The sequence below is a fragment of the Streptomyces sp. NPDC100445 genome, from assembly GCF_044759735.1.
Lineage (GTDB): Bacteria > Actinomycetota > Actinomycetes > Streptomycetales > Streptomycetaceae > Streptomyces.
In genome coordinates, this window is sequence record NZ_JBIVZV010000009.1 from 22,668 (window position 1) to 44,223 (window position 21,556).

Genomic DNA, 21,556 nt, shown 5'->3' on the forward strand with positions numbered 1-21,556 from the left:
CCGGGCCCTACCCGCGCCCCCGCAGGCGCATCCACCCGGCCGCACATGATCACACCATCGCGTGAACCACCCGGGAAACGCGGAATTCCGCGCGCGGAGTGGTCCCGTGGGTGGCCGCCCGTGCCCGCGCCGGGGCCGCGCGGTGCCGGCGGCGTCGGTGGCGGTGGCGGTGGTGGCGTCGGGTCACGGCCGCCGTGCGCCGCCCGACGGGTCGGCCTGGATGAGCGCGTGGGTTCCGCTCGTCCGCCAGCTCTGCCCCTCGGCGGCCACCAGCGCGGCCTCGGTGGCGGCGGTCAGCCCGGTGATCACCTCGGACTTCAGGGTGCGCAGCGCGGCGACCGGACCGGGGAAGTACGCGGTCGCCTCCCGGAAGGGCGTGGTGGGCGGCCGGCGCCGGTCGCCCACCAGGCGGCGGTAGTTGAGGTCGCCCTTGAAGACGGTCAGGGTCGCCGCCGCGAACTCGGCGCGCAGGTCCTCGGGCATGTCGGCGTACGGCAGCGGGGCGCAGGAGAAGGGGTGGGCGCGGACGGTGAGGCGGCCGTCGGCCATGGCGGACCACAGGACGCGCCCGTACCCGGCCGCCGCGCCGGGGGCCGTACGCAGCCGGTCCAGGGCGTCGACCACGTCGGCGGTGGTGGCGTCGGAGACGTAGTAGGGGTGCGGCTTGACGTGCAGGACGGCCCGCGCGGCCCGGCCCTCGGTGAGGAGGTGGGCGATCAGCAGGAGGTCGGGCAGGAGTTCGCGGCCGGCGTTGTCCGCGACGAGGACCAGGGTGCCGGCTCCGGTCGGCGGCAGCAGCGACCACAGCGTCTCGCTGTCGTCGGCGACGAGCGCGGGGACCGGCTGCCGGGACCCGGCGTCCGCGGCGGAGAGCCGGAAGCCGAGGTCGGCGCGGTTGCCCCACAGCGAGCCGTGCAGCAGGGCGCGCGCCCGCTCCCGCTCGGGCAGGTCCCGCAGGCCGTCCGCGGCGGCCAGTTCCGCGTCGGTCTCGGGAGCGTCGAGTTCGGCGCGCTTGAAGGGGCGGAAGGGGTCGATGCCCCGCCAGGCGCCCGGGCCGGTGTAGCCGACGGCGTCGAGCAGCCGGCGGTAGAAGTAGCTCTCGGCCCACAGCCAGGGGATCTCGTACCAGGACCGGCCGATGTGCTCGGGCAGGCCCCAGGCGTGCCAGAGTTCCCGGTCCGGCGCGTCGGCGGGCAACGGCTCGATCGTGCCCTCGGCGCAGTTCCTCAGCAGTTCGTCGAGCGCGGTGTGCTGCGCGGGGCCGTAGGGGAAGGCGTCCCGCACCTGCCGGATGATCGCGGGGTGCCGCTCGGCCAGCACGCTGTGCGGGAAGGTGCCGGGTTCGTCGCCGCGGATCAGGGGTGCGAGGGGGGTGTCGGGCATGTCCGTCACCGTACCGCCCGGGTCAGGCGGCTCTGGTCTCCCGCTCCAGCTGGGTGGCGAGGGTGACGTAGCGGGGGCGGCGGTGCACGGGGACGAGGCCCCGGATCATCAGGTGCCACATCTCGGCGACGCGGCGCGGGAGCCGTCCGACGGGTTCGAGGGAGCGGCCGGCGACCCGGGTGCCGATGAAGAAGCAGACGAGGGAGTGGGCGACGGCGCCGACGTCGAGCTCGCCGTGCACGTCGGCCTCCCGCACCGCTCCGCCGAACTTGCGGGTGGCGTACTCCAGCCACTCGGTGAACGGGTGCCGCAGCGGCGGCCGTACGGCGATGTCGGCGGTGGCGAGCCGGAGTCCGGCGCGCGGCACCGGGTCCTCCACGGCGAGCCGGGCGATGCCGAACGTGGTGCGCATCAGGGACTCCAGGGAGGAGCAGCCGCGGCTCTCGACGTCGGCGACGACCCGCTGCGCGGCCCGGGACTGGAGTTCCAGGATGGCCTGGGCCAGGTCCTCCTTGGCGGCGAAGTGGAAGTACAGGGCGCCCTTGGTGACCTTCGCGTGTGCGACGATGTCGCTGAGGCTGGTGGTCTCGTAGCCCTGCCGGTCGAACAGGTCGGCGGCGGCCGTGATGATGGTTGCCCGGGTCTGCTCGGCGCGTAACTGCCTTGCCATCGTGGGACCCCTCCTCGCACGGGAAACGAACAGGACATGCGGTTTGTTTTTAACCCCTTGCATACGATAACTCACCGAACGGCAACGGGATTCCGGCGTCCCGGCCGGCGGACGGGAGCCGGTGGCGCACTTCCCGGCGGGAACGCCGGGCGGGCGCGGAACAGCGGGAGCGGTCGGCGCTCCCGCCCGCTCCCGGCCCGCTGACGGCCCGTCGACGGCCCCTCCACGGGTCCGGGTGAACGGGCCGGGCGCCGGCGCCGTACAGGAGGCCACAGCCCCCGTTCCCGCGCCTGCCGAGGAGAGGTCCCGATGACCCGGACGACCGTCCGCCCGAGTGCCGGGGTGGCCGCCGCCGTGGCGGCCCCGCTCCTCCTCCTGCCGTGGGCGGCGGGGCCGGCGTTCGCGCACGGCGCCCCGACGGATCCGGTCAGCCGGGTCTACGCGTGCTCCCCCGAGGGCGGTGCCGCCGCCCGGTCGGCGGCCTGCCGGGCCGCCGTCGCGGCGAACGGCGCGTCGTTCACCGCGTGGGACGACCTGCGCGTGGCGGGGGTGGGGGGCCGGGACCGGCGGGTGATACCGGACGGCCGGCTGTGCAGCGGCGGCCTGCCGGCGTACCGGGGGCTGGACCTGGCCCGGCCGGACTGGCCGGCGACACGGCTGGAGCCGGGGGCCCGGCTGACGCTGACGTACGCCTCGACCATCGCGCACACCGGAACGTTCCGGCTCTACCTGACCCTGCCGGGCTACGACCCGGCGAAGCCGCTGACCTGGTCGGACCTGCCGGAGCGGCCCTTCGCCGAGGTCACCGACCCGCCGTTGCGCGACGGCGCCTACCACATCGGCGCGAAGCTGCCGGCGGACCGGACGGGGCGTCAGCTGCTGTACACGGTCTGGCAGAACAGCAGCACGCCGGACACGTACTACTCGTGTTCCGACGTGGTGTTCCCGGGGCGCGGGAAAGCCGCCGGCGCGGCCACGGGGGCGACACCGGCGGCGACGGCCGCGACGCCGTCGCGCCCCCGCCCGGCGCGGACGGCGGGCGGGGCACCGGCGAGCCCGGCCGCCGTGCCCGGGCGGGCGGACGGGCGTCCCGAGGCCGCCGCGGGCGACGGGTCGCCGGTGGTGGACGTCACCCGCGACGGCTCGGGGGTCTCGGCGCCGCTGCTGGCGGGCGGCGCCGCCGCGGTGCTGGTGCTCACCGGGGGCGCCGCCCTCGCCCTGTGGCTGCGGCGACGCTGAACGGGGGTCTACGGAGACTTAGTTGACGTAGACCCGGACGCCCCCGTCGGTGACGGGCGCGTACTTCGCCGTGAAGAAGCCGTTGGCGAAGCAGAGCGACGAGCCGGAGAACTTCGTGAACTGCTGGTTGGTGAAGGTGATGCTGCTGTCGGCGTTGCCGGCCTTGCCGGTCAGGCCGGGCGCCCGGTAGACGCAGGTGACGCTGCCCAGCAGGGTGCGCAGCTTGACCGTGGCCTGGATGACGGAGCCGCTCGGGGGCGTGACGGAGAGGGTGCCGTCCGAGGCGACCGTCGCCGCGTAGGGCAGGTTGTCGATCGTGATGCCGTTGACCCCGAGCACGCCGGTGACGTTGCTGGTGCACGTCGAGCTGTCGAAGGTGTGCGCGGTGACGGACTCGGTGGCCGTGCCGGGGGCGGTCGGGTTGCCGGTGACCTTGGCGGTGAACTGGGACCCCGTGCACTTGACGCCGCTGGTGCCGGTCGCGCTGGAGTAGAACGTCGCCGACGTGCCGGAGGCCAGTGGCGCCGTGAGGGTGTCGCCGACCGCGACCGCGGTGCCGCCGGCGCTGCCGGTGGTGAGCACCGCGCCGGCCGCGGAGGCCGGCGTGGCCGCCGCGAGGGCGAGTGCGGTGGCGGTGCCGGCGAGGGCGAGGAGGGAGCGCTTGCGCATGCGAGTGCCTCTCTTCCTGGGTGGGGGGACAGCTGGGGGTGAGGTGGGGGGTGGGGCGGTGCCGGGGTGCCGCCGACGCGGGGCCGTTGTGCCTTCTCCGTACACGACGGACCGGCGACGGCGGCGGACCGGACGCGGCCGGAGGCCTCGGGGGAGGACCTCCGGCCGCGCCGGCGAAAGGGGGGCGGCCGACACGGGACCACAGGGGGGACGACCGTGGCGGAGCCGCGCTGTGCGTGGATCGGGTGCCGTGACAGGGCCGGGAACGCGGCCTTGCGCCGCGGGGCGGACGCGCTGGACACCGCGCCGGGACACGGCTGGTGCCGCTTGCCGGATCCGGCGCCACGGATCCGTGGAAACAGGGGAAGTTGTAGACCTGATGGATCGTCAACGTCAAGACCTACGGGCCGAGTTGTGCCAGGCGGAGGCGGCCCGCGCACATCCGGCACCCTTTTTTCACATCTCCCTTGACCCTTCAATGTAACCGGCGGTAACTTCCTCGAAAGGCTACTGCCGCGTAACCAGAAAGCCCTTGCGCCCACCGGGAGTGCGAGGAGGCGTACGCGGTCGCCCCTCTTGTCCGCGCCAGGACACCGCGCCACTGAAGCCCGCATCGCATTGATCCGTGCCCATGGGAGCAGTTATGGCCTCGTCCCCGGACGTTCCGTCCGACGGCAACACCTCCGAGAACCACGGAAGCGGTTCACCCTCCGACATCGCGCACGACGCCGGGACCGCCACCGGCGGTGAACGGCGGGGCCGCGTCCGGGCCCGCCGGGCGGCGGTGATGGCCGTACCCGCCACGCTGGTCGCCGCCGGCCTCGCCGTCCTCACCGCACAAGGCGCGCTCGGCGTGCAGTTCGCCATCTCCGGCATGCCGTTCACGGTCACCGCGACCGAGCTGAAGGGCACCGGCTTCGAACAGTTCGGCACGCTCGACAACATGGCGGACGGCAGCCCCAACGCCGGGGACAGCGGCGGCCAGGTGCTCGTCATCACCTCGGCGATCAAGAAGGCCACGCTGACCAAGCTGTGCCAGAGCGTCGACCTCGGCGGCACCAACCTGCTGATCAAGGCGGGCAGTGGGAAGGAGAAGGTCTCCGCACGCGACCTGACCACCGACTCCACCGAGCTCTCGGGTGACGCCGCGTTCCGCAACATCGAGATCGGCAATGACGCCAGCACGCTGACCAAGGCCGGGGTGAAGGGCCCGATCGGGGTCTTCAGCCAGCAGGCCGACACCGTGCGGATCGCCAACCTGCGGCAGACCAACTACGCGACCACGGCGGGTGTGTTCAAGCTGCCGGGTCTGAAGCTGAGCTTCAGCGACTCGGGTTGCTGACCGCCGTGTCCCACCGTCCACGACGTCGACCGGGGTCCGCCTTCCGCGGGTGGCGGGCCCGCCGGCCGTTCTGGGGCGGACTGCTCCTCGCCCTGGGCGGAGGCGAGATCCTGCTCACCGAGAAGGCCTCGCTGAAGGTCGTCCTGCACATCGGCATGCAGGGCCTGGCGGGCTACCTGCTGCCCGGGCTGATGGTGCTGCTGGGCCTGCTGATCCTCTTCAACCCCTCCCAGCGCCTGTTCTACTCGATCACCGGCATCCTGCTGTCGCTGGGCACCTGGCTCACCTCCAACCTCGGCGGCTTCTTCGTCGGCCTCCTCCTCGGCGCCACCGGCAGCTGCCTGGCCTTCGGCTGGCTCCCCGACCAGCAGCCCCGCGTCGGCCGCCGGGCGCGCCGCAGGAAGGCGCGGGCGGCGGCCCGGGCGCCCGCGCCCGAGGGCGCGGAAAGCACGACCTGACGGGCTGTGCGTCCCCAGGGCTCAGGCGCCCCGGGGACGAGGCGGGGGCCCCGATGCTCCGGGGCCCCCGTGTCGTCACCGGCCACGGGTGTGGCCGGCGGTGGGTCTCAGGCGAGACCGGCGGACTTGAGCCAGGCCTTGGCGACGTCCAGCGGGTCCTTCTTCTGCACCTGCGCCTGCGTGTCCAGGTCCAGCAGGGTCGCGGTGTCGAGCTTGGCCGAGACCGCGTTGAGCGCGTCGACGCCCTTCTGCGACAGGGTCTTCTTGTGGACGAGCGGCTGGACGTTCTCGAACCCGAAGAGGTTCTTCGGGTCCTGGAGGACGACGAACTTCTCCTTGGAGATGTTCGGGTCGGTGGTGAACAGGTCCGCGACCTGCACGTCGCCCTTCTCCAGCGCCGCCTGCGTGAGCGGGCCGCCGGCGTCCAGCGCCTTGAAGGACTTGAACTCCAGGCCGTAGACGGACTTCAGTCCCACCAGTCCCTGCTGCCGGGTCTGGAACTCCGGCGAGCCGCCGATGACCAGGTCCTTCGCGATGCCCTTCAGGTCGGCGACGGACGACTTGCCGGTGAGGTGGTACTTGGCGGCGGTGGCCGGGTTGACGGTCACCGAGTCCTTGTTCTGGGCCGGCGCCGGGTCGAGCAGCGTCAGCTTCGGGTCCAGCTTGGCGTTGATGGCGTCCGTCGTCCCGCCGGCCGTCTTCGGCGCGGCCTTCTGGTCGAGGTAGGCCAGCAGCGCGCCGTTGTACTCGGGCAGCACGGTCACGGCGCCGTTCTTGAGCAGCCCGTAGGTGGTCTCCCGGCTGCCGATGTTCGGCTTGTACGTGATGCTGAAGCCCTTGGCCCTGAGGGCCTCGCCGTAGATGTCGGCGAGCAGGGTGCTCTCGGGGAAGTTGTTGGAGCCGACGACGACGCTGTCGCCGCCGCTCGCCGTGTCGTCGAGGGGGTTACCGCCCTTGTCGCCGGAGGAACAGCCCGCCAGCAGAGCCGTCGCCGCCGTGAGGGCGACCACCGCCGCGCCTCGGTTCTTCCGGATGAACCTGCTGAAGTGGGTCGTGTCAGTCACCTGTCGATCCAAGCCAGCCGGTTCTCGGTCAGTCAAGTCCTTCCGATCACCGATTGGCGTCGATCCGTGACGGGGCGGCGCGCGCCGGAGCCGCGCGGGGTCGCCGACGGCCCCCGCGCCGCCCCGGCTCCGGGGGCCTCGGGGGCCGGGTGAGGGTGCGGGGTACGGGGTACGGTCGTCAGCCGCCGCTGCGGCGTACACCCGGGGACACCGTCAGCCGGGCCACCGCCCAGAACAGGCCGAGGGTCGCGAGGGCCAGCCCGGCGACCAGGGTGGCACCGCCGACGACCTTGTCGTAGTTCCGCTGGTAGAGGCCGTCGATGATGTACCGGCCCAGCCCGCCGAGGCTGACGTAGGCGGCGATGGTGGCGGTCGAGACGATCTGGATGGCCGCCGTGCGCAGCCCGCTGAGCACCAGCGGCAGCGCGACCGGCAGTTCGACCTGGAGCAGCACACGGGACTCGGACATCCCCATGCCGCGGGCCGCGTCCACCGGCGACGGGTCGACCGAGCGGACCGCCTCGTAGGCGGTGACCAGGATCGGCGGTACGGCGAGCACCACCAGCGGGATCATCACCGGCAGCAGGCCGAAGCCGATCCAGAGGAACATCAGCACCAGCAGGCCGAAGCTGGGCAGCGCGCGGCCGGCGGTGGCGAGCAGGGCCAGCGCGTTGCCGCCGCGCCCGGTGTGGCCGGTGAGCAGGCCGACGGGCAGCCCGATCGCGGCGGCGATCAGCAGCGCCTCCAGCGAGTACCTGAGGTGCTCGGCGAACCGGGTGGGGATGCCGTCGTAGCCGTGCCAGTGGGCGCCGACGCCGAAGAAGGAGTGCGCGTAGTCCAGGATGTTCACCGGGTGGCCCCCTTCCGCGGCATCCAGGGCGTCAGGAGGAGCCGCAGGAGCACCAGCACGCCATCGGCGAGGATGCCCAGCACGGCGATGGTCAGGACCGAGTTCACGGCGAGGGCGGGGCGGTGGTAGGTCTGGGCGTCGTAGAGCATGTTGCCGAGGGCGCCCTGGTTGCCGATGAGCATGCCGACGCTGACCAAGGAGATGCTGGAGACGGTCGCCACCCGGAGGCCGGCGATGATCGCGGGCACGGCGATGGGCAGCTGGATCTGGAAGTAGCGCCGTACGGCTCCGAAGCCCATGGCCTGCGCGGCGGCCAGGGTCTCCGGCGGCACCGAGCGGACACCGTCGACGATGGCCGGGACCAGCACGACCAGGCTGTAGAGGGCGAGCGGGACCATCACCGTCGTCTCGCTCTGCCCGAAGTAGTCGATGAGCACGACGAAGAAGGCCAGCGACGGAATGGCGTAGAGGACGGTGGTGACGCCGAGGACCGGCGGGTACGTCCAGCGGAACCGTACGCACACCTGGGCCACCGGCAGCGAGACGAGCAGTCCGGCCAGCACCGGCAGCAGGGCCTCGCGCAGGTGCAGTCCGACGAGGCCGAGATAGCTGTGCTGGAGGTCGCTGGGCAGGTCGAAGAAGCCGTTCATCACCCGGCGTTCACCTCGGCGTGCTCGGCCGCGCGGTCGTGGGCGGCGCGGATCGCCTCGCCGATGGCCTGCTGGGAGACGACACCGACGGCGTGTCCCTCGCCGTCCACCGCGACCGCCCAGCCGGTCGGGGAGAGGACGGCGCCGTCGAGCGCGGCGCGCAGCGAGTCGGTGCCCGGCACGAACGGCCGGCCGTAGGGCAGGAGCCGGTCGACGTCCACGGAGCCGGCGGTCAGCCGGGCCGGCTCGCTCCAGCCGAGCGGCCTGCCGTCGGCGTCGGTGACGAGGAGCCAGGGGGCCGCGGCCCGGGCGGCGAGCTGCCCGGCGTCCGCGTCGACGGGGACGACGGGCGCGGTCTCCAGGGCGAGCGAGGCGGACGGGAAGAAGGACAGCCGGCGGATGCCGCGGTCGGCGCCGAGGAAGTCCTCCACGAAGGAGTCGGCGGGCGCGCTGAGCAGTTCGGCGGGCGGCGCGAACTGGGCGAGCCGGCCGCCGGTGCGCAGCACGGCGACCTTGGTGCCCAGCTTGATCGCCTCGTCGATGTCGTGGGTGACGAAGACGATGGTCTTGGCCAGTTCCTGCTGGATGCGCAGCAGCTCGTCCTGGAGGCCCTTGCGGACGATGGGGTCGACGGCGGAGAACGGCTCGTCCATCAGCAGGACCGGCGGGTCGGCGGCGAGGGCGCGGGCCACGCCGACGCGCTGCTGCTGGCCGCCGGAGAGCTGGTACGGGTACCGCCGGGCCAGGGCGGGGTCGAGTCCCACCCGCTCCATCAGCTCGGCGGCCCGGGCCCGGGCCTTGTGCTTGCCCCAGCCCAGCAGGCGGGGCACGGTGGCGATGTTGTCGAGGATGGTGCGGTGCTGGAAGAGGCCGGCATTCTGGATGACGTAGCCCATGGAACGGCGCAGGGTGTTGACCGGCTGCCGCCGGACGTCCTGCCCGTCGAGGAGGATGCTGCCCTCGCTGGGCTCCACCATCCGGTTGATCATCCGCAGGGTCGTGGTCTTGCCGCAGCCGGAGGGTCCGACGAGGACGGTGATGGCGCGGTCGGGTATCTCCAGCGAGAGCCGGTCGACCGCGACCGTGCCGTCCGGGTACCGCTTCGTGACTGACTCGATCCGTATCAAAACGCCGGGCACCCTTCGGATTTGGCCGGTTTCCGCCCGCTTCCGCCACGTGGTTCGCCGCGCGGGCCGACGGGCGTTGAGTCTAGACGGCGCGCGCCGCCGGGGTCCGGCGGCGCGGCGGCCGGCGTTCCCCGGCCGCCGGGCACGCCGGCCGGGTCAGCCCTCGTCGGGGCTCAGCCGCAGGGAGACGGAGTTGATGCAGTACCGCTGGTCGGTCGGGGTCGGATACCCCTCGCCCTCGAAGACGTGCCCGAGGTGGGAACCGCAGCGGGCGCACCGCACCTCGGTGCGGACCATGCCGTGGGAGCGGTCCTGGACCAGCTCCACGGCGTCGGTGTCCTTCGGGTCGTAGAAGGACGGCCAGCCGCAGTGCGACGCGAACTTGGTCCCCGAGGTGAACAGCTCGGCGCCGCACGCCCGGCAGGAGTACACGCCCTCGGTCGTGGTGTCCGTGTACTCACCGGTGAAGGCCGGCTCGGTGCCGGCCTGGCGCAGGACGGCGTACTCGGCCGGGTTCAGCTCCGCGCGCCACTGCTCGTCCGGCTTCTCGACGTCGTACGACATCAGTTCTCAGCCCCTCTCACTGCGCCAGGCGGTCCAGGATCAGCGGGCCCAGGTCGGTCACGTCACCCGCGCCCATGGTGAGAACGAGATCACCGGGCTTCGCCATTCCCGCGATCAGCGCCGGGATCTCCGCGCTGTCGGCGACGGGGGTGACGTCGGCGCCGGCCGCGCGGGCGGCGTCGACGATCAGCGCGCTGGTGACGCCGGGGATCGGGTCCTCCCGGGCCGGGTAGATGTCCAGGACCACCGAGGCGTCGGCCAGGGCCAGCGCCTGCCCCATCTCCTTGCCCAGCTCCTGGGTGCGGGAGAACAGGTGCGGCTGGAAGACGACGAGGATGCGGGCGTCACCGGCGGCGGCGCGCATGGCCTCCAGGTCGGCGGTCATCTCGGTGGGGTGGTGCGCGTAGGAGTCGATCACCTGCACGCCGGCCGCCTCGCCCTTGAGCTGGAGGCGGCGCTTGACGCCGGTGTAGGCGGCGAGGGCGGGTGCCAGCTCGGCGGCCGGGATGCCCAGGGCGGCGCCGGCGGCGAGCGCGGCGACGGCGTTGAGGGCGTAGTGCCGGCCCGGCACGGAGACGACGAAGGTCAGCTCCCGACCGTCGAGGACCGCGGTGACCTCGCTCTTCAGGCCCTGCGGGACGATCCGCGGGACGCGCACGTCGGCGTCCTCGGCCTCGCCGTAGGTGACGACCCGCACCGCGCGCTCCCGGACACGCCGGGTCAGTTCGCGGGCGCCCTCGTGGTCGGCGGACACCACCAGGGTGCCGCCGTCGGTGACGCGGTCCACGAACGTCTCGAACGACTCGTAGATCTCGTCCATGGACGCGTAGTTCGCGTGGTGGTCCAGCTCCACGTTGAGGACGATGGCGACCTCGGGGGCGTACTTGTGGAAGCTGCGGTCCGACTCGTCGGCCTCGGCGACGAAGATGTCGCCCTCGCCGTGCAGCGCGTTGGAGCCGGGGGCGTCCAGGTCGCCGCCGATCGCGTACGACGGCCGCAGGCCCAGCTCGGTCAGGGAGACCGCCAGCATCGAGGTGGTGGTCGTCTTGCCGTGGGTACCGGCCACCGCGATCGGACGCAGCCCCTCCATCAGCGCGGCGAGGGCGTCGGAGCGGTGCACCACCGGGATGCCCAGCTCGGCGGCGCGGGCCAGCTCCGGGTTGTCCGTGCGGATCGCCGAGGACACGACGACGCAGCTGGCGTCGTCCGCGAGGTGCCCGGCGGCATGCCCGATGTGCACGGTGACGCCGAGTTCCCGCAGGGCCCGCGCGGTCGCCGAGTCCTTGGCGTCGCTGCCGGCCACCCGCGCCCCGCGCTGCGCGAGGATCTTGGCGATGCCCGACATCCCGGCGCCGCCGATGCCGATGAAGTGCGGTCGGTCCATGGCGGCAGGAAGGCCGGGTGCCATGCGTTTCTCCCCAGAGACGGTACGAGCCAGAGCACGCCTAGCCTATGCGCTGGAGCACCGGACGCCGCGCGGGGAGGCGGCCGGCCGGGTGCCGCCGCGGCTACGCCTCGCTGTGCGAGAACAGCTTCAGCACCGGCACGCCCACCTTGTGCCGGGCCCGGGAGGCCCAGTCCCGGTGGAAGAACTCCTCGACGTAGTGCGGGTCGGTCAGCACGATCACCTCGTCGGCGTCCACCTCGGTCACGACGTCCTTCAGCGCGTCCAGCGGGTGGTCCTCGACCAGCCGGCCCCGTGCCGTGCTGCCCGCCGAGCGCAGCGCCTGGAGCGACACGTCCAGGGCCCGCTGCCCGACGCTCCGCGCGTCCTGTCCCTCGGGGGTCTCTCCCTCGCGCACCGCCTCGTCGAGTTCGCCGAGCGCGATGTCGTCGATGGCCCGCAGCAGGCGGTCCGCCTGGTCGCCGCGAGGCTGGAGCAGCACGTGGAAGGAGACGGCCTCGTCCCCGTGCAGGGTGGTGACGAACTCCACGTCGGCCGAGGTCAGGGCCTTCTCGATCATCAGAACGCTTGTGAACACCAGGCGCCTCTTCATTCTCCTGCGAGGGCCCGCGGGGCCCGCTGTCCTGCGGGACCCGGGCAGGGCCCCTGCGGAAACCATCCTTCCCCGTGATCGCACGGGTACTGCCGACAGAGTCTGCCCCCCGGACCGGTCGGAAGAGTGCATTCCGCCGGCGTGGGGGCCGGTGTCAGGGCCGAAGGTAGCGGCCGAACAGGAAGCCGTCCTCCTCCAGCAGGGACGCGAGGACGAACCGCCGCGGCACGGCGACCCCCGGTCCCCCGGCGATGCGCTGCGCGTCCCCCGCGGTGAGCGTCGGCGACACGGTCAGGCACAGCTCGTCCAGCACCCCGGCGGCGATCAGCTGCCCCAGGAGCCGGGGGCCGCCCTCGGTCAGCAGCCGGGTGTGGCCCAGCTCCGCGAGGGCCCCCACCGCGCGCGCGGGATCGACGCCCGCGCCCTCCCCGGCGACCAGCACCCGGGCGCCGGCCTTCTCCGCGGCGGTGACCCGGTCGGCGGCCGCCGCGGCCCCGGTCAGCACCAGCGTGGGCACCAGGGGCGAGGTGAACAGCGGCAGGGTGAAGTCCAGCTCCAGGCTCGCGCTGACGATCGCGATCGCCGGGACCGGGTGCTGTCCGGCCGCCTCGCGCGCGCCGGCGAACTCCGCGCGCACGCGTGCCGGGCGGTACCCCTCCTGCCGTACCGTCTCCGCGCCCACCAGGACGACGTCCGCGAGCGCCCGCAGTGTGCCGAAGACGCGCATGTCGGTGGCGCCGGAGATGGGCTGCGAGCGGCCCTCGTGCTGGGCGGCGCCGTCCAGGGAGGAGACCATGTTGGCCCGCAGCCAGGGCCGCGGGTCGCCCGGGGCGGGCTCCGGGTAGGCGTAGGCGGCGGCCAGCTCGGCGAGGCTCCACTCGCGGTCGGCGGCCGCGGGCGCGCCGTGCGCCCCGGCGCCGGGGGCCTGGGCTGCTGTTTCGTCGGTCACAGGGAACAGGCGTCGCATGTCGTGCAGTGTGGCACGGCGCTTAGCATGGAGGATTGTGTCGTCCTCCTCCACCGCCCCCGGATCCAGCCCCGTGCCGGACGCGGGCCCCGTGTCCCTGTGCGCCCGTGAGCCGCGCGTTCCCGCCGACCGTCTGGTCGCGGAGATGGTGCCGCCCCCGCGCTTCGACTCGGTCCGCTTCGCCACGTACATCCCGGACCCCGGGCAGCCGAGCCAGACCGAGGCCGTCCGGGTCCTGGAGGGCTTCGCGGCCGGGCTCGGCGCCGCGCCCGCGGGCAACGGCCGGCGTGGCCTGTTCGGCCTCGGCCGGTCCAGGGCGCCCAAGGCCCCGGCGGGCCCGCGCGGCGTGTACCTGGACGGCGGCTACGGCGTCGGCAAGACGCATCTGCTGGCCTCGCTGTGGCACGCCGCTCCGGCCGACGCCTCCCGCAAGGCCTTCGGCACCTTCGTGGAGCTGACGAACCTGGTCGGCGCGCTGGGTTTCCAGCAGACCGTGCAGACGCTGTCCGGGCACAGCCTGCTGTGCATCGACGAGTTCGAGCTGGACGACCCCGGTGACACGGTCCTCGTCTCGACGCTGCTCGGCAGGCTGGTCGAGGCGGGGGTGGCACTCGCCGCCACCTCCAACACGCTGCCGGGCAAGCTGGGCGAGGGGCGGTTCGCCGCCGCCGACTTCCTGCGCGAGATCCAGGGCCTGTCGGCTCACTTCCGCGCCCTGCGCATCGACGGCGAGGACTACCGCCACCGCGGCCTGCCCGAGGCGCCGGCGCCGTTCTCCGACGAAGAGGTCACCAAGGCCGCCTTCACCACCGAGGGCGCCTCGCTGGACGACTTCACGGGCCTGCTGGAACACCTGGCGCGGGTCCACCCGAGCCGGTACGGCGCGCTGACCGACGGGGTGCGCGCGGTCTGCCTGACCGGGGTGCGGCCGGTGCCGGACCAGTCGACGGCGCTGCGGCTGGTGGTGCTCGCCGACCGGCTCTACGACCGCGAGGTCCCGGTGCTCGCCTCGGGGCAGCCGTTCGACAGGCTGTTCAGCGAGGAGATGCTGAACGGCGGCTACCGCAAGAAGTACTTCCGCGCGATATCCCGGCTCACCGCGCTGGCCCGGGACGCGAAGGGCCTGGTCGGCGGTTGACCGGCGGCCCCGGACGGCCGTGGCCGGGGTCGGGTTCACGCCACGTCACCCGCGTTTTTCACGCTCTCTCGGGCGTGTAACGCGCTGTTAATCCTGCAAAGCCCTCCGTCGGGCTACCGTGCTTCTTGACCATCCATTGACCAGTACTTGGTCTGGACAAGAGACGTGATCGTGGCGGAGGGGGGCTCATGTCCCGAGGTACGACGGCCCGGACCCTGCTCGTCCTCCTCGGCGCCGCCCTGCTCGCGTTCCAGCTCTTCGCCCCCGCCGGAACCTTCGCATCCGCGCACACGGCCGGTCAGGCACTGGCCACGACCGAGACCGGAACCCGCCTCTCCGTACCACCGGCGTACGACGGCACGGAGACCGTCCGCCCCCCGGACCGTCCGGGCCGGCCCGTGGGGCTGCCGCAGCCGACCCACCGGCACCGTGGCCCGGCCTCGTCCTCCGCGCAGGAACACCCCCTCATATCCGGCCGGACGGCCGGCACGGCCCCGCACTCCCCCGCCGGCGGCCGGCACCCCCACGCACCCGGAGCCCGCGGAGCGCACACCCCGGCAGCCCTCCAGGTCTTCCGCTGCTGAGAGCCGGGTCCACCGCTCCACCTCACCCCCACGACCGTTGTTCGAGCCCGACGCGCCAGGCAGGCGCGCCAGGAGGACCACATCATGCAGCCCCTCATCGACAACGCCCGTACGTTCGGACAGCGCCCTGAGGAGTTCGCCGGACTCGCCGAGGGACAGTCCCCGCAGGTGCTCTTCATCACCTGCTCCGACTCCCGGGTCGTCCCGGCCCTGATCACGGGCGCCCGCCCCGGCGAGCTGTTCGAGCTGCGCACCGCGGGCAACATCGTCCCGCCGTACGCCTCCGCGCACCCCACCGGCGAGGCGGCCACCATCGAGTACGCCGTGGAGGTCCTCGGCGTCCGAGACATCGTGGTCTGCGGCCACTCGCACTGCGGGGCCGTCGGCGCCCTGGTGCGCGGCGACGACCTGACCGCCGTCCCGGCCGTGCGGGACTGGCTGGCGCACGCCACCCCGCGCCCGGCCGGCGCGGCCGAGGACCCGGAGGTCGCCGAGGGCGTGCAGAGTCACGTCCTGACCCAGTTGCTGCGACTGCGCTCGTACCCCTGCGTCGAGCGGAAGCTCGCCGAGGGCGGGCTCGGCCTGCACGGCTGGTACTACGAGGTGCACACCGGCGCCGTACGGGCGCACCGCCCGCGGACCGACACCTTCGAAGCGCTGTGAGCGCCCCGATGACCGACGACCGCACCCTCATATCCCGCCTTTCCCGGCTCTCCCGCATCCCCGGGCCCCCGCACCTGCGGCAGGACTTCGCGGCCTCGCTCGTCGTCTTCCTGGTGGCGTTGCCACTGTGCGTCGGCGTGGCCGTCGCCTCCGGTGTCCCGGCCGAACTCGGCCTGGTCACCGGCATCGTCGGCGGCCTCGTCACCGGGATGATGCGCGGCAGCAGCCTCCAGGTGTCCGGCCCGGCGGCCGGCATGACCGTCCTCGTCTTCGAGGCGGTCGAGGAGTTCGGGCTGCCGGCGCTCGGCGTGATCGTGCTCAGCGCCGGGCTGGTCCAGATCGCCATGGGCCTGCTGCGCCTCGGCCGCTACTTCCGCGCCATCTCGGTCTCCGTCGTCGAGGGCATGCTGGCCGGCATCGGCCTGGTGATCATCGCCGGGCAGCTCTACCCGGCGCTGGCGGCGAAGGCCCCCGACTCCGGCCTGGGCAAGATGGCCGGGCTGCCCGGCGCGTTCGTGGACGCCTTCGGCGACAGCCGGGCGCTGGCCTCGCTCGCGGTGTGCGCGGGCACGGTCGCGGTGCTGCTGCTGTGGAGACACGCCCCGGCGAAGGTGCGTGCGGTGCCGGGTCCGCTCGCCGCGGTCGGGCTCGCCACACTGGCCGCGGCCGTGACGGACCTGCCCGTCGCGACCGTGGAGGTGCGGGGCCTGCTCGACTCGGTCCAGCCGCCGCCGCTGAGCGCGTTCGGCGGACTGGCCGGCCTCGGGCTGCTGGGCACGGTGGTCGCCTTCACCCTCATCGCGTCGGCCGAGTCGCTGTTCAGCGCGGCGGCCGTGGACCGGCTGCACTCCGGGCCGCGCACCCAGTACAACCGGGAACTGCTCGCCCAGGGCGCGGGCAACGCGGTGTGCGGCCTGCTCGGCGCGTTGCCGATGACCGCGGTGATCGTGCGCAGCGCGGCCAACGTGCAGGCCGGAGCCCGTACGAAGGCCTCCCGGGTGCTGCACGGCCTGTGGCTGCTGCTGTTCGCGGCGCTGCTGCCGGGCGTGCTCGCCCTCATCCCGATCCCGGCCCTCGCGGGCATCCTCGTGCACGCCGGCGCCAAGCTCATCCCGGTCCGGGCGCTGGCCGGGCTGTGGCGCGAGCACCGCGGGGAGGCGGTGGTCCTGGCCGTCACGGCCGTCTCCATCGTGACGGTCAGCATGTTCGAGGGCGTGCTCATCGGTCTGGCGCTGGCGATCGTGAAGACCGCCTGGGAGGCCTCGCACATCCGGCTCGAGGTCACGGACGCGGGCGCGGGCCCCGTCGAGGGGCACCTGTCGGGCAACGCGACCTTCCTGCGGCTGCCGAAGATCCTGGACACCCTGGAGTCGCTCCCCCAGGACCGTCCGGTCCGGCTCGACCTGTCCGGGCTGCACCACCTGGACCATGCCTGCCGCACGGCCCTGGAGAACTGGGCCGCACGGCACAGCGCGGCCGGCACCGAGCCGGTGAAGCTGGTCACGGCGGCCTGACGGCCCGCCCCCGCGGCCGGGACGCCGAAACCTCTCGGCATCCCGGCCTTACGGGCCTATCGTGGCAACAGTGGACAAACCCGGCTCGCCTCGGGGCGAGGAGGTCACGATGGTCGGTGTGGTTGTGGTGGCCGTGCTGGCGGTGTGTGCCGCCGCACTGGTCTACCTGGCGATGGCAGCGCGGGTGGTCAAACAGTACGAGCGGGGTGTGCTCTTCCGGCTCGGCCAGGTCGGCGGTGAGGTACGGACGCCGGGTCTGAATCTGATCATCCCCTTCGTGGACCGGCTCCAGAAGGTCAACATGCAGATCGTGACGCTGCCGGTCCCGGCCCAGGAGGGCATCACCCGGGACAACGTCACCGTCCGGGTGGACGCGGTGGTCTACTTCCGGGTGGTCGACGCGGTGAGCGCCCTGGTGAAGGTCGAGGACTACAAGTTCGCGGTGTCCCAGATGGCGCAGACCTCCCTGCGGTCGATCATCGGCAAGAGCGAGCTGGACGACCTGCTCGCCGACCGCGAGAAGCTCAACCAGGGCCTGGAGCTGATGATCGACAGCCCGGCCGTGGGCTGGGGCGTCCAGGTCGACCGGGTCGAGATCAAGGACGTCTCCCTGCCGGACACGATGAAGCGGTCCATGGCCCGCCAGGCGGAGGCGGACCGCGAGCGCCGGGCCCGCATCATCAACGCCGACGCCGAACTCCAGGCCTCCCGGAAGCTCGCCGAGGCCGCCCAGCAGATGGCCGGGACGCCGACCGCGCTCCAGCTGCGGCTGCTCCAGACGGTGATGGCGGTGGCGGCCGAGAAGAACTCGACGCTGGTCCTGCCCATCCCGGTGGAACTGCTGCACTTCCTGGAGCGGGCCGGCCAGCCGCAACCCGTGCAACAGCCCCAGCAGCAGGCCCCGCAACGGCTGCCGGACACGGCCCCGCAGCAGGTCCCGGAGACGGTGCCACCCGGGCCCGCGCCCCACACCGACGGCGGACCCCACCCCGGATAGCGCCCGCGCCGCGCCCCCGACGGAAAGGACCCGCCACCCGTGCCGAAGCACCCGGCCAGGAAGAACGGCGAGGCACTGCGGGCCCTGCTGCGCCTCCCGCCGGGCGAACGCGTCGAGCTGGCCGGGTACGACGCCCGGGCCACCCCCGGCGCGCCGGGCGGCAGGCGGGCGGGGCTCGCGGACACCGCCCGGACCGGCCGGCGCCTGGCTCGGCTCCAGGAACGGCTGTGGGCCGCGGGCAGGGCGGGCGACCACCGCCGGGTGCTGCTGGTGCTCCAGGGCATGGACACCAGCGGCAAGGGCGGCACGGTCAAGCACGTCATCGGCCGGCTGAACCCGGCGGGCTGCCGGATCACGGCGTTCGGGGTGCCCACCGAGGAGGAGCGGCGGCACGACTTCCTGTGGCGGGTGCGGCGCGCGCTGCCCGAGGCCGGCGAGATCGGCGTCTTCGACCGCTCGCACTACGAGGACGTGCTCATCGCCCGTGTGCGACACCTGGCCCGGCCGGCCGAGATCGGCAGCCGGTACGGCCTGATCAACGACTTCGAGCGCTCCCTCGCCGAGGACGGCGTCACCCTCGTCAAGTGCTTCCTCCACCTCTCCCCCGAGGAGCAGGGGCGCCGGCTGCTGCGCCGCCTGGACCGCCCCGACAAACGCTGGAAGTTCGACCCCGCCGACCTCGACGGACGTGCCCGGTGGTCCGCCCACCAGGAGGCCCACGAGCTGGCCCTGACGCGCTGCTCGGCGCCGTACGCGCCGTGGTACCTGGTGCCGGCGGACCGCAAGTGGTACCGCGACTGGGCGATCGGCCGGCTGCTCCTGGAGCACCTGCGGGAGCTCGATCCGCGCTACCCCGAGCCCGGGTTCGACGTGGCGGAGTGCCGGCTGCGGCTGCTGGAGCGGATGTGACCCGGGCGGGCCGGGGTACCCGGCGTCCATGCACGAGCAGCGGAAGGTCACCGATTCGTACTGGCTGCGGACCGCCCCCGGTCCGGCCCATCCCGCCCTGGCCGAGGACCTCGACGTCGACGTGGCCGTCGTCGGCGCGGGCATCGCCGGGCTGAGCACCGCCCGTGAACTGGCCCGCGCCGGGCTGCGGGTCGCGGTGCTGGAGGCCGGGCGGACCGCGGCCGGCGTCACCGGGCACACCACCGCCAAACTGACCGCCCAGCACACCCTGGTCTACGACCGGCTCCGGCGGACCCGGGGCGCGGAGGGGGCCCGGCTGTACGCCCGTTCGCAGACCGAGGCGATCGAGCACGCGGCGGCGCTGGTGGACGAGCTGGGCATCGAGTGCGAGTGGGAGACCAGGGACGCGTACACCTACGTACGGGACCCGGCGCGGGTGGAGGAGGTGCGCGCGGAGGCGGAGGCCGCCCGGGAGGCGGGCCTGCCGGCGGTGTTCACCACGCGGACCGGGCTGCCGTTCCCGGTGGCCGGTGCGGTCCGGGTGAGCGGCCAGGCGCAGTTCCACCCGGTCAAGTACCTGCGGGCGATCACCGCCGACCTGCTGGCGCACGGCGGCCGGGTGTACGAGCACACCCGGGTCACCGGTCTCACGGAGGGCGAGCCGTGCCGGCTGACGACCGAGGGGGGCCTCGTGGTGACCGCCCGGGACGTCGTGGTCGCCACCCACTACCCGGTGTTCGACCGGGCCCTGCTGTTCAGCCGGCTCTCGCCGCGCCGGGAACTGGTCGTCGCGGGTCCGATGGGCCCCGGCCCCGATCCGGACGGCATGTACATCACGCCGGACGAGAACACCCGCTCGGTGCGCACCGCGCCCCTCGGCCCGGACGGACAGCGGATGCTCGTCGTCACCGGGGAGCACTTCACGCCCGGCACCGGCGACCCGGAGGCCGGTTTCGCACGGCTCGCCGCCTGGGCGGAGGAGCACTTCCCCGGGGTGGACCTGGACCACGCCTGGGCCACGCAGGACAACGAGTCCACCGACACGGTCCCGCTGGTCGGCCCCTTCCACCCGGGCGCCCGGCACACGTACGTCGCCACCGGCTTCGGCGGCTGGGGCCTGAGCGGCGGCATCATGGCCGGGCTGCTGCTGACCGCCCTGATCACCGGCCGGGACAGCGCTTGGCGGGAGCTGTACGATCCGCGCCGGCTGAAGCCGGTGGTGCGTGAGGCGCCGTCGCTGCTGAAGACGCAGGCGGAGGTGGCCCGGCACTTCGTCGGCGACCGGCTGAAAGCGCCGGCGTCGGTGGAGGAGCTGGCCCCCGGCGACGGCGCGCTGGTGCGGTGCGGCGGGGAACGGGTCGCCGTGCACCGCGACGAGGCGGGCGCCCTGCACGCCGTGTCGGCCCGCTGCACCCACATGGGCTGCCTGGTCTCCTTCAACCGGGCCGAACGCGCCTGGGAGTGCCCCTGCCACGGGTCCCGCTTCGACGTGGACGGTGCGGTGATCGAGGGTCCGGCGGTCAGCCCGCTGGAGCGGCGCGACCTCGACGGGAGTAACGGGAGCGACGGGACCGGGCCGGAGGCGGACTGACCGGCGCCGGCCCGGGGGCCACCCACCGGCTCGGGGCCACCCGCCGCCGCGTGGGTGACCGCACCGACGCGCCACGAGTCATATCAGTTTATTGACGGACATCAAGCTCTACGTTCGTACGGTGATCCCACACGTACGACGTATCACCGCTGTCTGCGCCGCGCTGGGCGCGGTGCTCACCGCCTGCGGCACCGCGGGCGGTGGGCGCCCCGCCCCGGCCGTCTCCCCCGTCTCCGCGTCCCCCTCCGCCACCCGCCCGCCGGTGCTCGCACCGGGCCCCGGCGGGCTGACCCCCGTCTTCGAGCACGGCCCGCGCACCCGGGGCAAGACGGTGGCGCTCACCTTCGACGCCGACATGACCGCCGACCAGGGGCCCCGCGCCGCCTCCGGCGAGCACTTCGACAACCCCGGCCTGATCAGCGCCCTGCGCGCGCTGAAGGTGCCGGCGACCGTCTTCATGACCGGCCGCTGGGCCGACCAGTACCCGGCCGAGGCCCACGACCTCGGCCGCGACCCGCGCTTCGAGGTGGCCAACCACTCCTGGAGCCACTACGCGTTCACCGCCGACTGCTACGGCCTGCCGACCGTCGACGCCGACGGGATGCGGGCGGACGTCCAGCGGGCGTACACCTCCCTGCGCGCGGCCGGCGTGGCCCACCCGATGCCCTACTTCCGCTTCCCCGGCGGCTGCTACGACCAGCGGGCCCTGCGGGAGCTGAGCGGGCTCGGGGTGACCGCGGTGCAGTGGGACGTGGTGAGCGGCGACGCGTTCGCCACGGACGCCGACGCGGTGACCCGCCAGGTGCTCGACGGGGTGAAGCCGGGCTCGGTGGTCGTCATGCACTGCACCCGCAGCGCCGCCCCGACCACCGAGCGGGTCGTCCGCGCGGTCGTGCCGGAGCTGCGCCGGCGCGGTTACCGGTTCGTCAAGGTGTCCGAGCTGATCGGCCAGAGCGGCGGACACCGCTGACCGTCCTACGCTGGGGGCATGAGCGACGTGGAGCACCGTGCCGGAGCCGGGGGGACGCAGCCCGTGGAGGCCGCGGGGCCGCCGTTCGCGGAGTGCGTGCTGTGCCGTGAACCGACGGAGTACCCGGAGTCGCACAAGGGCGTGACCCTGTGCCCCGTCTGCGAGTGGCAGGAGGCGCAGCGCACCGCGTGCTCCGGGTGAGCGCGGCCC

Annotated in this window: 23 protein-coding genes; 12 read left to right on the forward strand and 11 right to left on the reverse strand. The window is 73.6% G+C overall.

What is annotated here, in order from left to right:
* Positions 1-183: 183 nt before the first annotated feature.
* Together ACIQVT_RS21490 and ACIQVT_RS21495 are read right to left on the reverse strand one after the other, a co-directional pair.
* The gene (locus ACIQVT_RS21490; RefSeq protein ID WP_403755969.1) at positions 184-1,383 is read right to left on the reverse strand and encodes a damage-control phosphatase ARMT1 family protein; all 1,200 of its coding nucleotides are present in this window, start codon (positions 1,381-1,383) and stop codon (positions 184-186) included.
* Positions 1,384-1,405: 22 nt separating this feature from the next.
* Entirely contained in the window at positions 1,406-2,053 is a 648-nt protein-coding gene (locus tag ACIQVT_RS21495; RefSeq protein ID WP_403755972.1) for a ScbR family autoregulator-binding transcription factor, read from the reverse strand.
* A 309-nt stretch (positions 2,054-2,362) separates the two neighbouring features.
* On the opposite strand from ACIQVT_RS21495, the gene ACIQVT_RS21500 reads away from it, so the two are divergent.
* On the forward strand, positions 2,363-3,292 hold the full coding sequence (locus ACIQVT_RS21500) for a lytic polysaccharide monooxygenase (RefSeq protein ID WP_403755975.1): 930 nt from the start codon (positions 2,363-2,365) through the stop codon (positions 3,290-3,292).
* Positions 3,293-3,310: 18 nt separating this feature from the next.
* Here ACIQVT_RS21500 and ACIQVT_RS21505 read toward each other — a convergent pair whose 3' ends face one another.
* Positions 3,311-3,961, reverse strand: coding sequence for a Tat pathway signal sequence domain protein (locus tag ACIQVT_RS21505; protein ID WP_403755978.1), 651 nt, complete (start codon positions 3,959-3,961; stop codon positions 3,311-3,313).
* A gap of 643 nt (positions 3,962-4,604) precedes the next feature.
* On the opposite strand from ACIQVT_RS21505, the gene ACIQVT_RS21510 reads away from it, so the two are divergent.
* Positions 4,605-5,303 carry a DUF6230 family protein gene (locus tag ACIQVT_RS21510; RefSeq protein ID WP_403755980.1) on the forward strand — a complete coding sequence of 233 codons (699 nt, stop codon included), beginning with the start codon at positions 4,605-4,607 and terminating at the stop codon, positions 5,301-5,303.
* Between the two features lie 5 nt (positions 5,304-5,308).
* Positions 5,309-5,761 carry a DUF6114 domain-containing protein gene (locus tag ACIQVT_RS21515; protein WP_403755983.1) on the forward strand — a complete coding sequence of 151 codons (453 nt, stop codon included), beginning with the start codon at positions 5,309-5,311 and terminating at the stop codon, positions 5,759-5,761.
* Positions 5,762-5,868: 107 nt separating this feature from the next.
* Here the strand turns inward: ACIQVT_RS21515 and ACIQVT_RS21520 are convergent, their stop codons facing one another.
* The 8 genes from ACIQVT_RS21520 to ACIQVT_RS21555 all read right to left on the reverse strand — a co-directional run bounded on the left by ACIQVT_RS21520 (position 5,869) and on the right by ACIQVT_RS21555 (position 12,980).
* Positions 5,869-6,825, reverse strand: a complete 957-nt coding sequence (locus tag ACIQVT_RS21520; protein WP_403755986.1) for an ABC transporter substrate-binding protein — start codon at positions 6,823-6,825, stop codon at positions 5,869-5,871.
* Between the two features lie 178 nt (positions 6,826-7,003).
* A complete protein-coding gene (locus tag ACIQVT_RS21525) occupies positions 7,004-7,675 on the reverse strand; it encodes an ABC transporter permease (protein WP_403755989.1) in 672 nt (223 codons plus the stop codon).
* Complete coding sequence (locus ACIQVT_RS21530) at positions 7,672-8,325, reverse strand: ABC transporter permease (RefSeq protein WP_403755992.1); 654 nt, start codon at positions 8,323-8,325, stop codon at positions 7,672-7,674. Before ACIQVT_RS21530 ends, ACIQVT_RS21525 begins: the two co-directional genes overlap by 4 nt.
* A complete protein-coding gene (locus ACIQVT_RS21535; RefSeq protein ID WP_403755995.1) occupies positions 8,325-9,452 on the reverse strand; it encodes an ABC transporter ATP-binding protein in 1,128 nt (375 codons plus the stop codon). The genes ACIQVT_RS21530 and ACIQVT_RS21535 overlap by 1 nt, the downstream gene beginning before the upstream one ends.
* A 156-nt stretch (positions 9,453-9,608) precedes the next feature.
* The gene (gene msrB, locus ACIQVT_RS21540) at positions 9,609-10,016 is read right to left on the reverse strand and encodes a peptide-methionine (R)-S-oxide reductase MsrB (RefSeq protein ID WP_403755998.1); all 408 of its coding nucleotides are present in this window, start codon (positions 10,014-10,016) and stop codon (positions 9,609-9,611) included.
* 16 nt (positions 10,017-10,032) lie between these two features.
* The gene (murC, locus tag ACIQVT_RS21545; protein ID WP_403756001.1) at positions 10,033-11,424 is read right to left on the reverse strand and encodes a UDP-N-acetylmuramate--L-alanine ligase; all 1,392 of its coding nucleotides are present in this window, start codon (positions 11,422-11,424) and stop codon (positions 10,033-10,035) included.
* A gap of 100 nt (positions 11,425-11,524) precedes the next feature.
* On the reverse strand, positions 11,525-11,998 hold the full coding sequence (locus ACIQVT_RS21550; protein WP_403756004.1) for an indole-3-glycerol phosphate synthase: 474 nt from the start codon (positions 11,996-11,998) through the stop codon (positions 11,525-11,527).
* A 169-nt stretch (positions 11,999-12,167) separates the two neighbouring features.
* Entirely contained in the window at positions 12,168-12,980 is an 813-nt protein-coding gene (locus tag ACIQVT_RS21555; RefSeq protein ID WP_403756007.1) for a pyrimidine reductase family protein, read from the reverse strand.
* A 37-nt stretch (positions 12,981-13,017) separates the two neighbouring features.
* Between ACIQVT_RS21555 and zapE the strand changes: the two genes are divergently transcribed.
* The 9 genes from zapE to ACIQVT_RS21600 all read left to right on the forward strand — a co-directional run bounded on the left by zapE (position 13,018) and on the right by ACIQVT_RS21600 (position 21,547).
* Positions 13,018-14,118: a cell division protein ZapE gene (zapE, locus tag ACIQVT_RS21560; RefSeq protein ID WP_403756010.1), complete on the forward strand. Its 1,101-nt coding sequence runs from the start codon at positions 13,018-13,020 to the stop codon at positions 14,116-14,118.
* Positions 14,119-14,306: 188 nt separating this feature from the next.
* A complete protein-coding gene (locus tag ACIQVT_RS21565; RefSeq protein ID WP_403756013.1) occupies positions 14,307-14,702 on the forward strand; it encodes a hypothetical protein in 396 nt (131 codons plus the stop codon).
* Positions 14,703-14,786: 84 nt separating this feature from the next.
* A complete protein-coding gene (locus ACIQVT_RS21570) occupies positions 14,787-15,365 on the forward strand; it encodes a carbonic anhydrase (RefSeq protein WP_403756016.1) in 579 nt (192 codons plus the stop codon).
* Between the two features lie 8 nt (positions 15,366-15,373).
* Positions 15,374-16,879 carry a SulP family inorganic anion transporter gene (locus ACIQVT_RS21575; RefSeq protein ID WP_403756018.1) on the forward strand — a complete coding sequence of 502 codons (1,506 nt, stop codon included), beginning with the start codon at positions 15,374-15,376 and terminating at the stop codon, positions 16,877-16,879.
* Between the two features lie 109 nt (positions 16,880-16,988).
* A complete protein-coding gene (locus tag ACIQVT_RS21580) occupies positions 16,989-17,876 on the forward strand; it encodes a slipin family protein (protein ID WP_403756020.1) in 888 nt (295 codons plus the stop codon).
* A 39-nt stretch (positions 17,877-17,915) separates the two neighbouring features.
* Positions 17,916-18,785, forward strand: coding sequence for a PPK2 family polyphosphate kinase (locus ACIQVT_RS21585; protein ID WP_403756023.1), 870 nt, complete (start codon positions 17,916-17,918; stop codon positions 18,783-18,785).
* A 28-nt stretch (positions 18,786-18,813) separates the two neighbouring features.
* Positions 18,814-20,376 carry an FAD-dependent oxidoreductase gene (locus ACIQVT_RS21590; protein WP_403756026.1) on the forward strand — a complete coding sequence of 521 codons (1,563 nt, stop codon included), beginning with the start codon at positions 18,814-18,816 and terminating at the stop codon, positions 20,374-20,376.
* A gap of 121 nt (positions 20,377-20,497) precedes the next feature.
* Entirely contained in the window at positions 20,498-21,346 is an 849-nt protein-coding gene (locus tag ACIQVT_RS21595) for a polysaccharide deacetylase family protein (protein WP_403756029.1), read from the forward strand.
* Between the two features lie 18 nt (positions 21,347-21,364).
* Positions 21,365-21,547, forward strand: coding sequence for a hypothetical protein (locus ACIQVT_RS21600; RefSeq protein WP_403756032.1), 183 nt, complete (start codon positions 21,365-21,367; stop codon positions 21,545-21,547).
* Positions 21,548-21,556: the final 9 nt, after the last annotated feature.

What these genes read in the sequence shown, in the direction of transcription:
- ACIQVT_RS21490 (WP_403755969.1), bottom strand. Translation starts at nt 1,383, where the DNA reads ATGCCCGACACCCCCCTCGCACCCCTGATCCGCGGCGACGAACCCGGC.
- ACIQVT_RS21495 (WP_403755972.1), bottom strand. Translation starts at nt 2,053, where the DNA reads ATGGCAAGGCAGTTACGCGCCGAGCAGACCCGGGCAACCATCATCACG.
- ACIQVT_RS21500 (WP_403755975.1), top strand. Translation starts at nt 2,363, where the DNA reads ATGACCCGGACGACCGTCCGCCCGAGTGCCGGGGTGGCCGCCGCCGTG.
- ACIQVT_RS21505 (WP_403755978.1), bottom strand. Translation starts at nt 3,961, where the DNA reads ATGCGCAAGCGCTCCCTCCTCGCCCTCGCCGGCACCGCCACCGCACTC.
- ACIQVT_RS21510 (WP_403755980.1), top strand. Translation starts at nt 4,605, where the DNA reads ATGGCCTCGTCCCCGGACGTTCCGTCCGACGGCAACACCTCCGAGAAC.
- ACIQVT_RS21530 (WP_403755992.1), bottom strand. Translation starts at nt 8,325, where the DNA reads ATGAACGGCTTCTTCGACCTGCCCAGCGACCTCCAGCACAGCTATCTC.
- msrB (WP_403755998.1), bottom strand. Translation starts at nt 10,016, where the DNA reads ATGTCGTACGACGTCGAGAAGCCGGACGAGCAGTGGCGCGCGGAGCTG.
- murC (WP_403756001.1), bottom strand. Translation starts at nt 11,424, where the DNA reads ATGGCACCCGGCCTTCCTGCCGCCATGGACCGACCGCACTTCATCGGC.
- ACIQVT_RS21555 (WP_403756007.1), bottom strand. Translation starts at nt 12,980, where the DNA reads ATGCGACGCCTGTTCCCTGTGACCGACGAAACAGCAGCCCAGGCCCCC.
- ACIQVT_RS21565 (WP_403756013.1), top strand. Translation starts at nt 14,307, where the DNA reads ATGTCCCGAGGTACGACGGCCCGGACCCTGCTCGTCCTCCTCGGCGCC.
- ACIQVT_RS21570 (WP_403756016.1), top strand. Translation starts at nt 14,787, where the DNA reads ATGCAGCCCCTCATCGACAACGCCCGTACGTTCGGACAGCGCCCTGAG.
- ACIQVT_RS21575 (WP_403756018.1), top strand. Translation starts at nt 15,374, where the DNA reads ATGACCGACGACCGCACCCTCATATCCCGCCTTTCCCGGCTCTCCCGC.
- ACIQVT_RS21580 (WP_403756020.1), top strand. Translation starts at nt 16,989, where the DNA reads ATGGTCGGTGTGGTTGTGGTGGCCGTGCTGGCGGTGTGTGCCGCCGCA.
- ACIQVT_RS21590 (WP_403756026.1), top strand. Translation starts at nt 18,814, where the DNA reads ATGCACGAGCAGCGGAAGGTCACCGATTCGTACTGGCTGCGGACCGCC.
- ACIQVT_RS21600 (WP_403756032.1), top strand. Translation starts at nt 21,365, where the DNA reads ATGAGCGACGTGGAGCACCGTGCCGGAGCCGGGGGGACGCAGCCCGTG.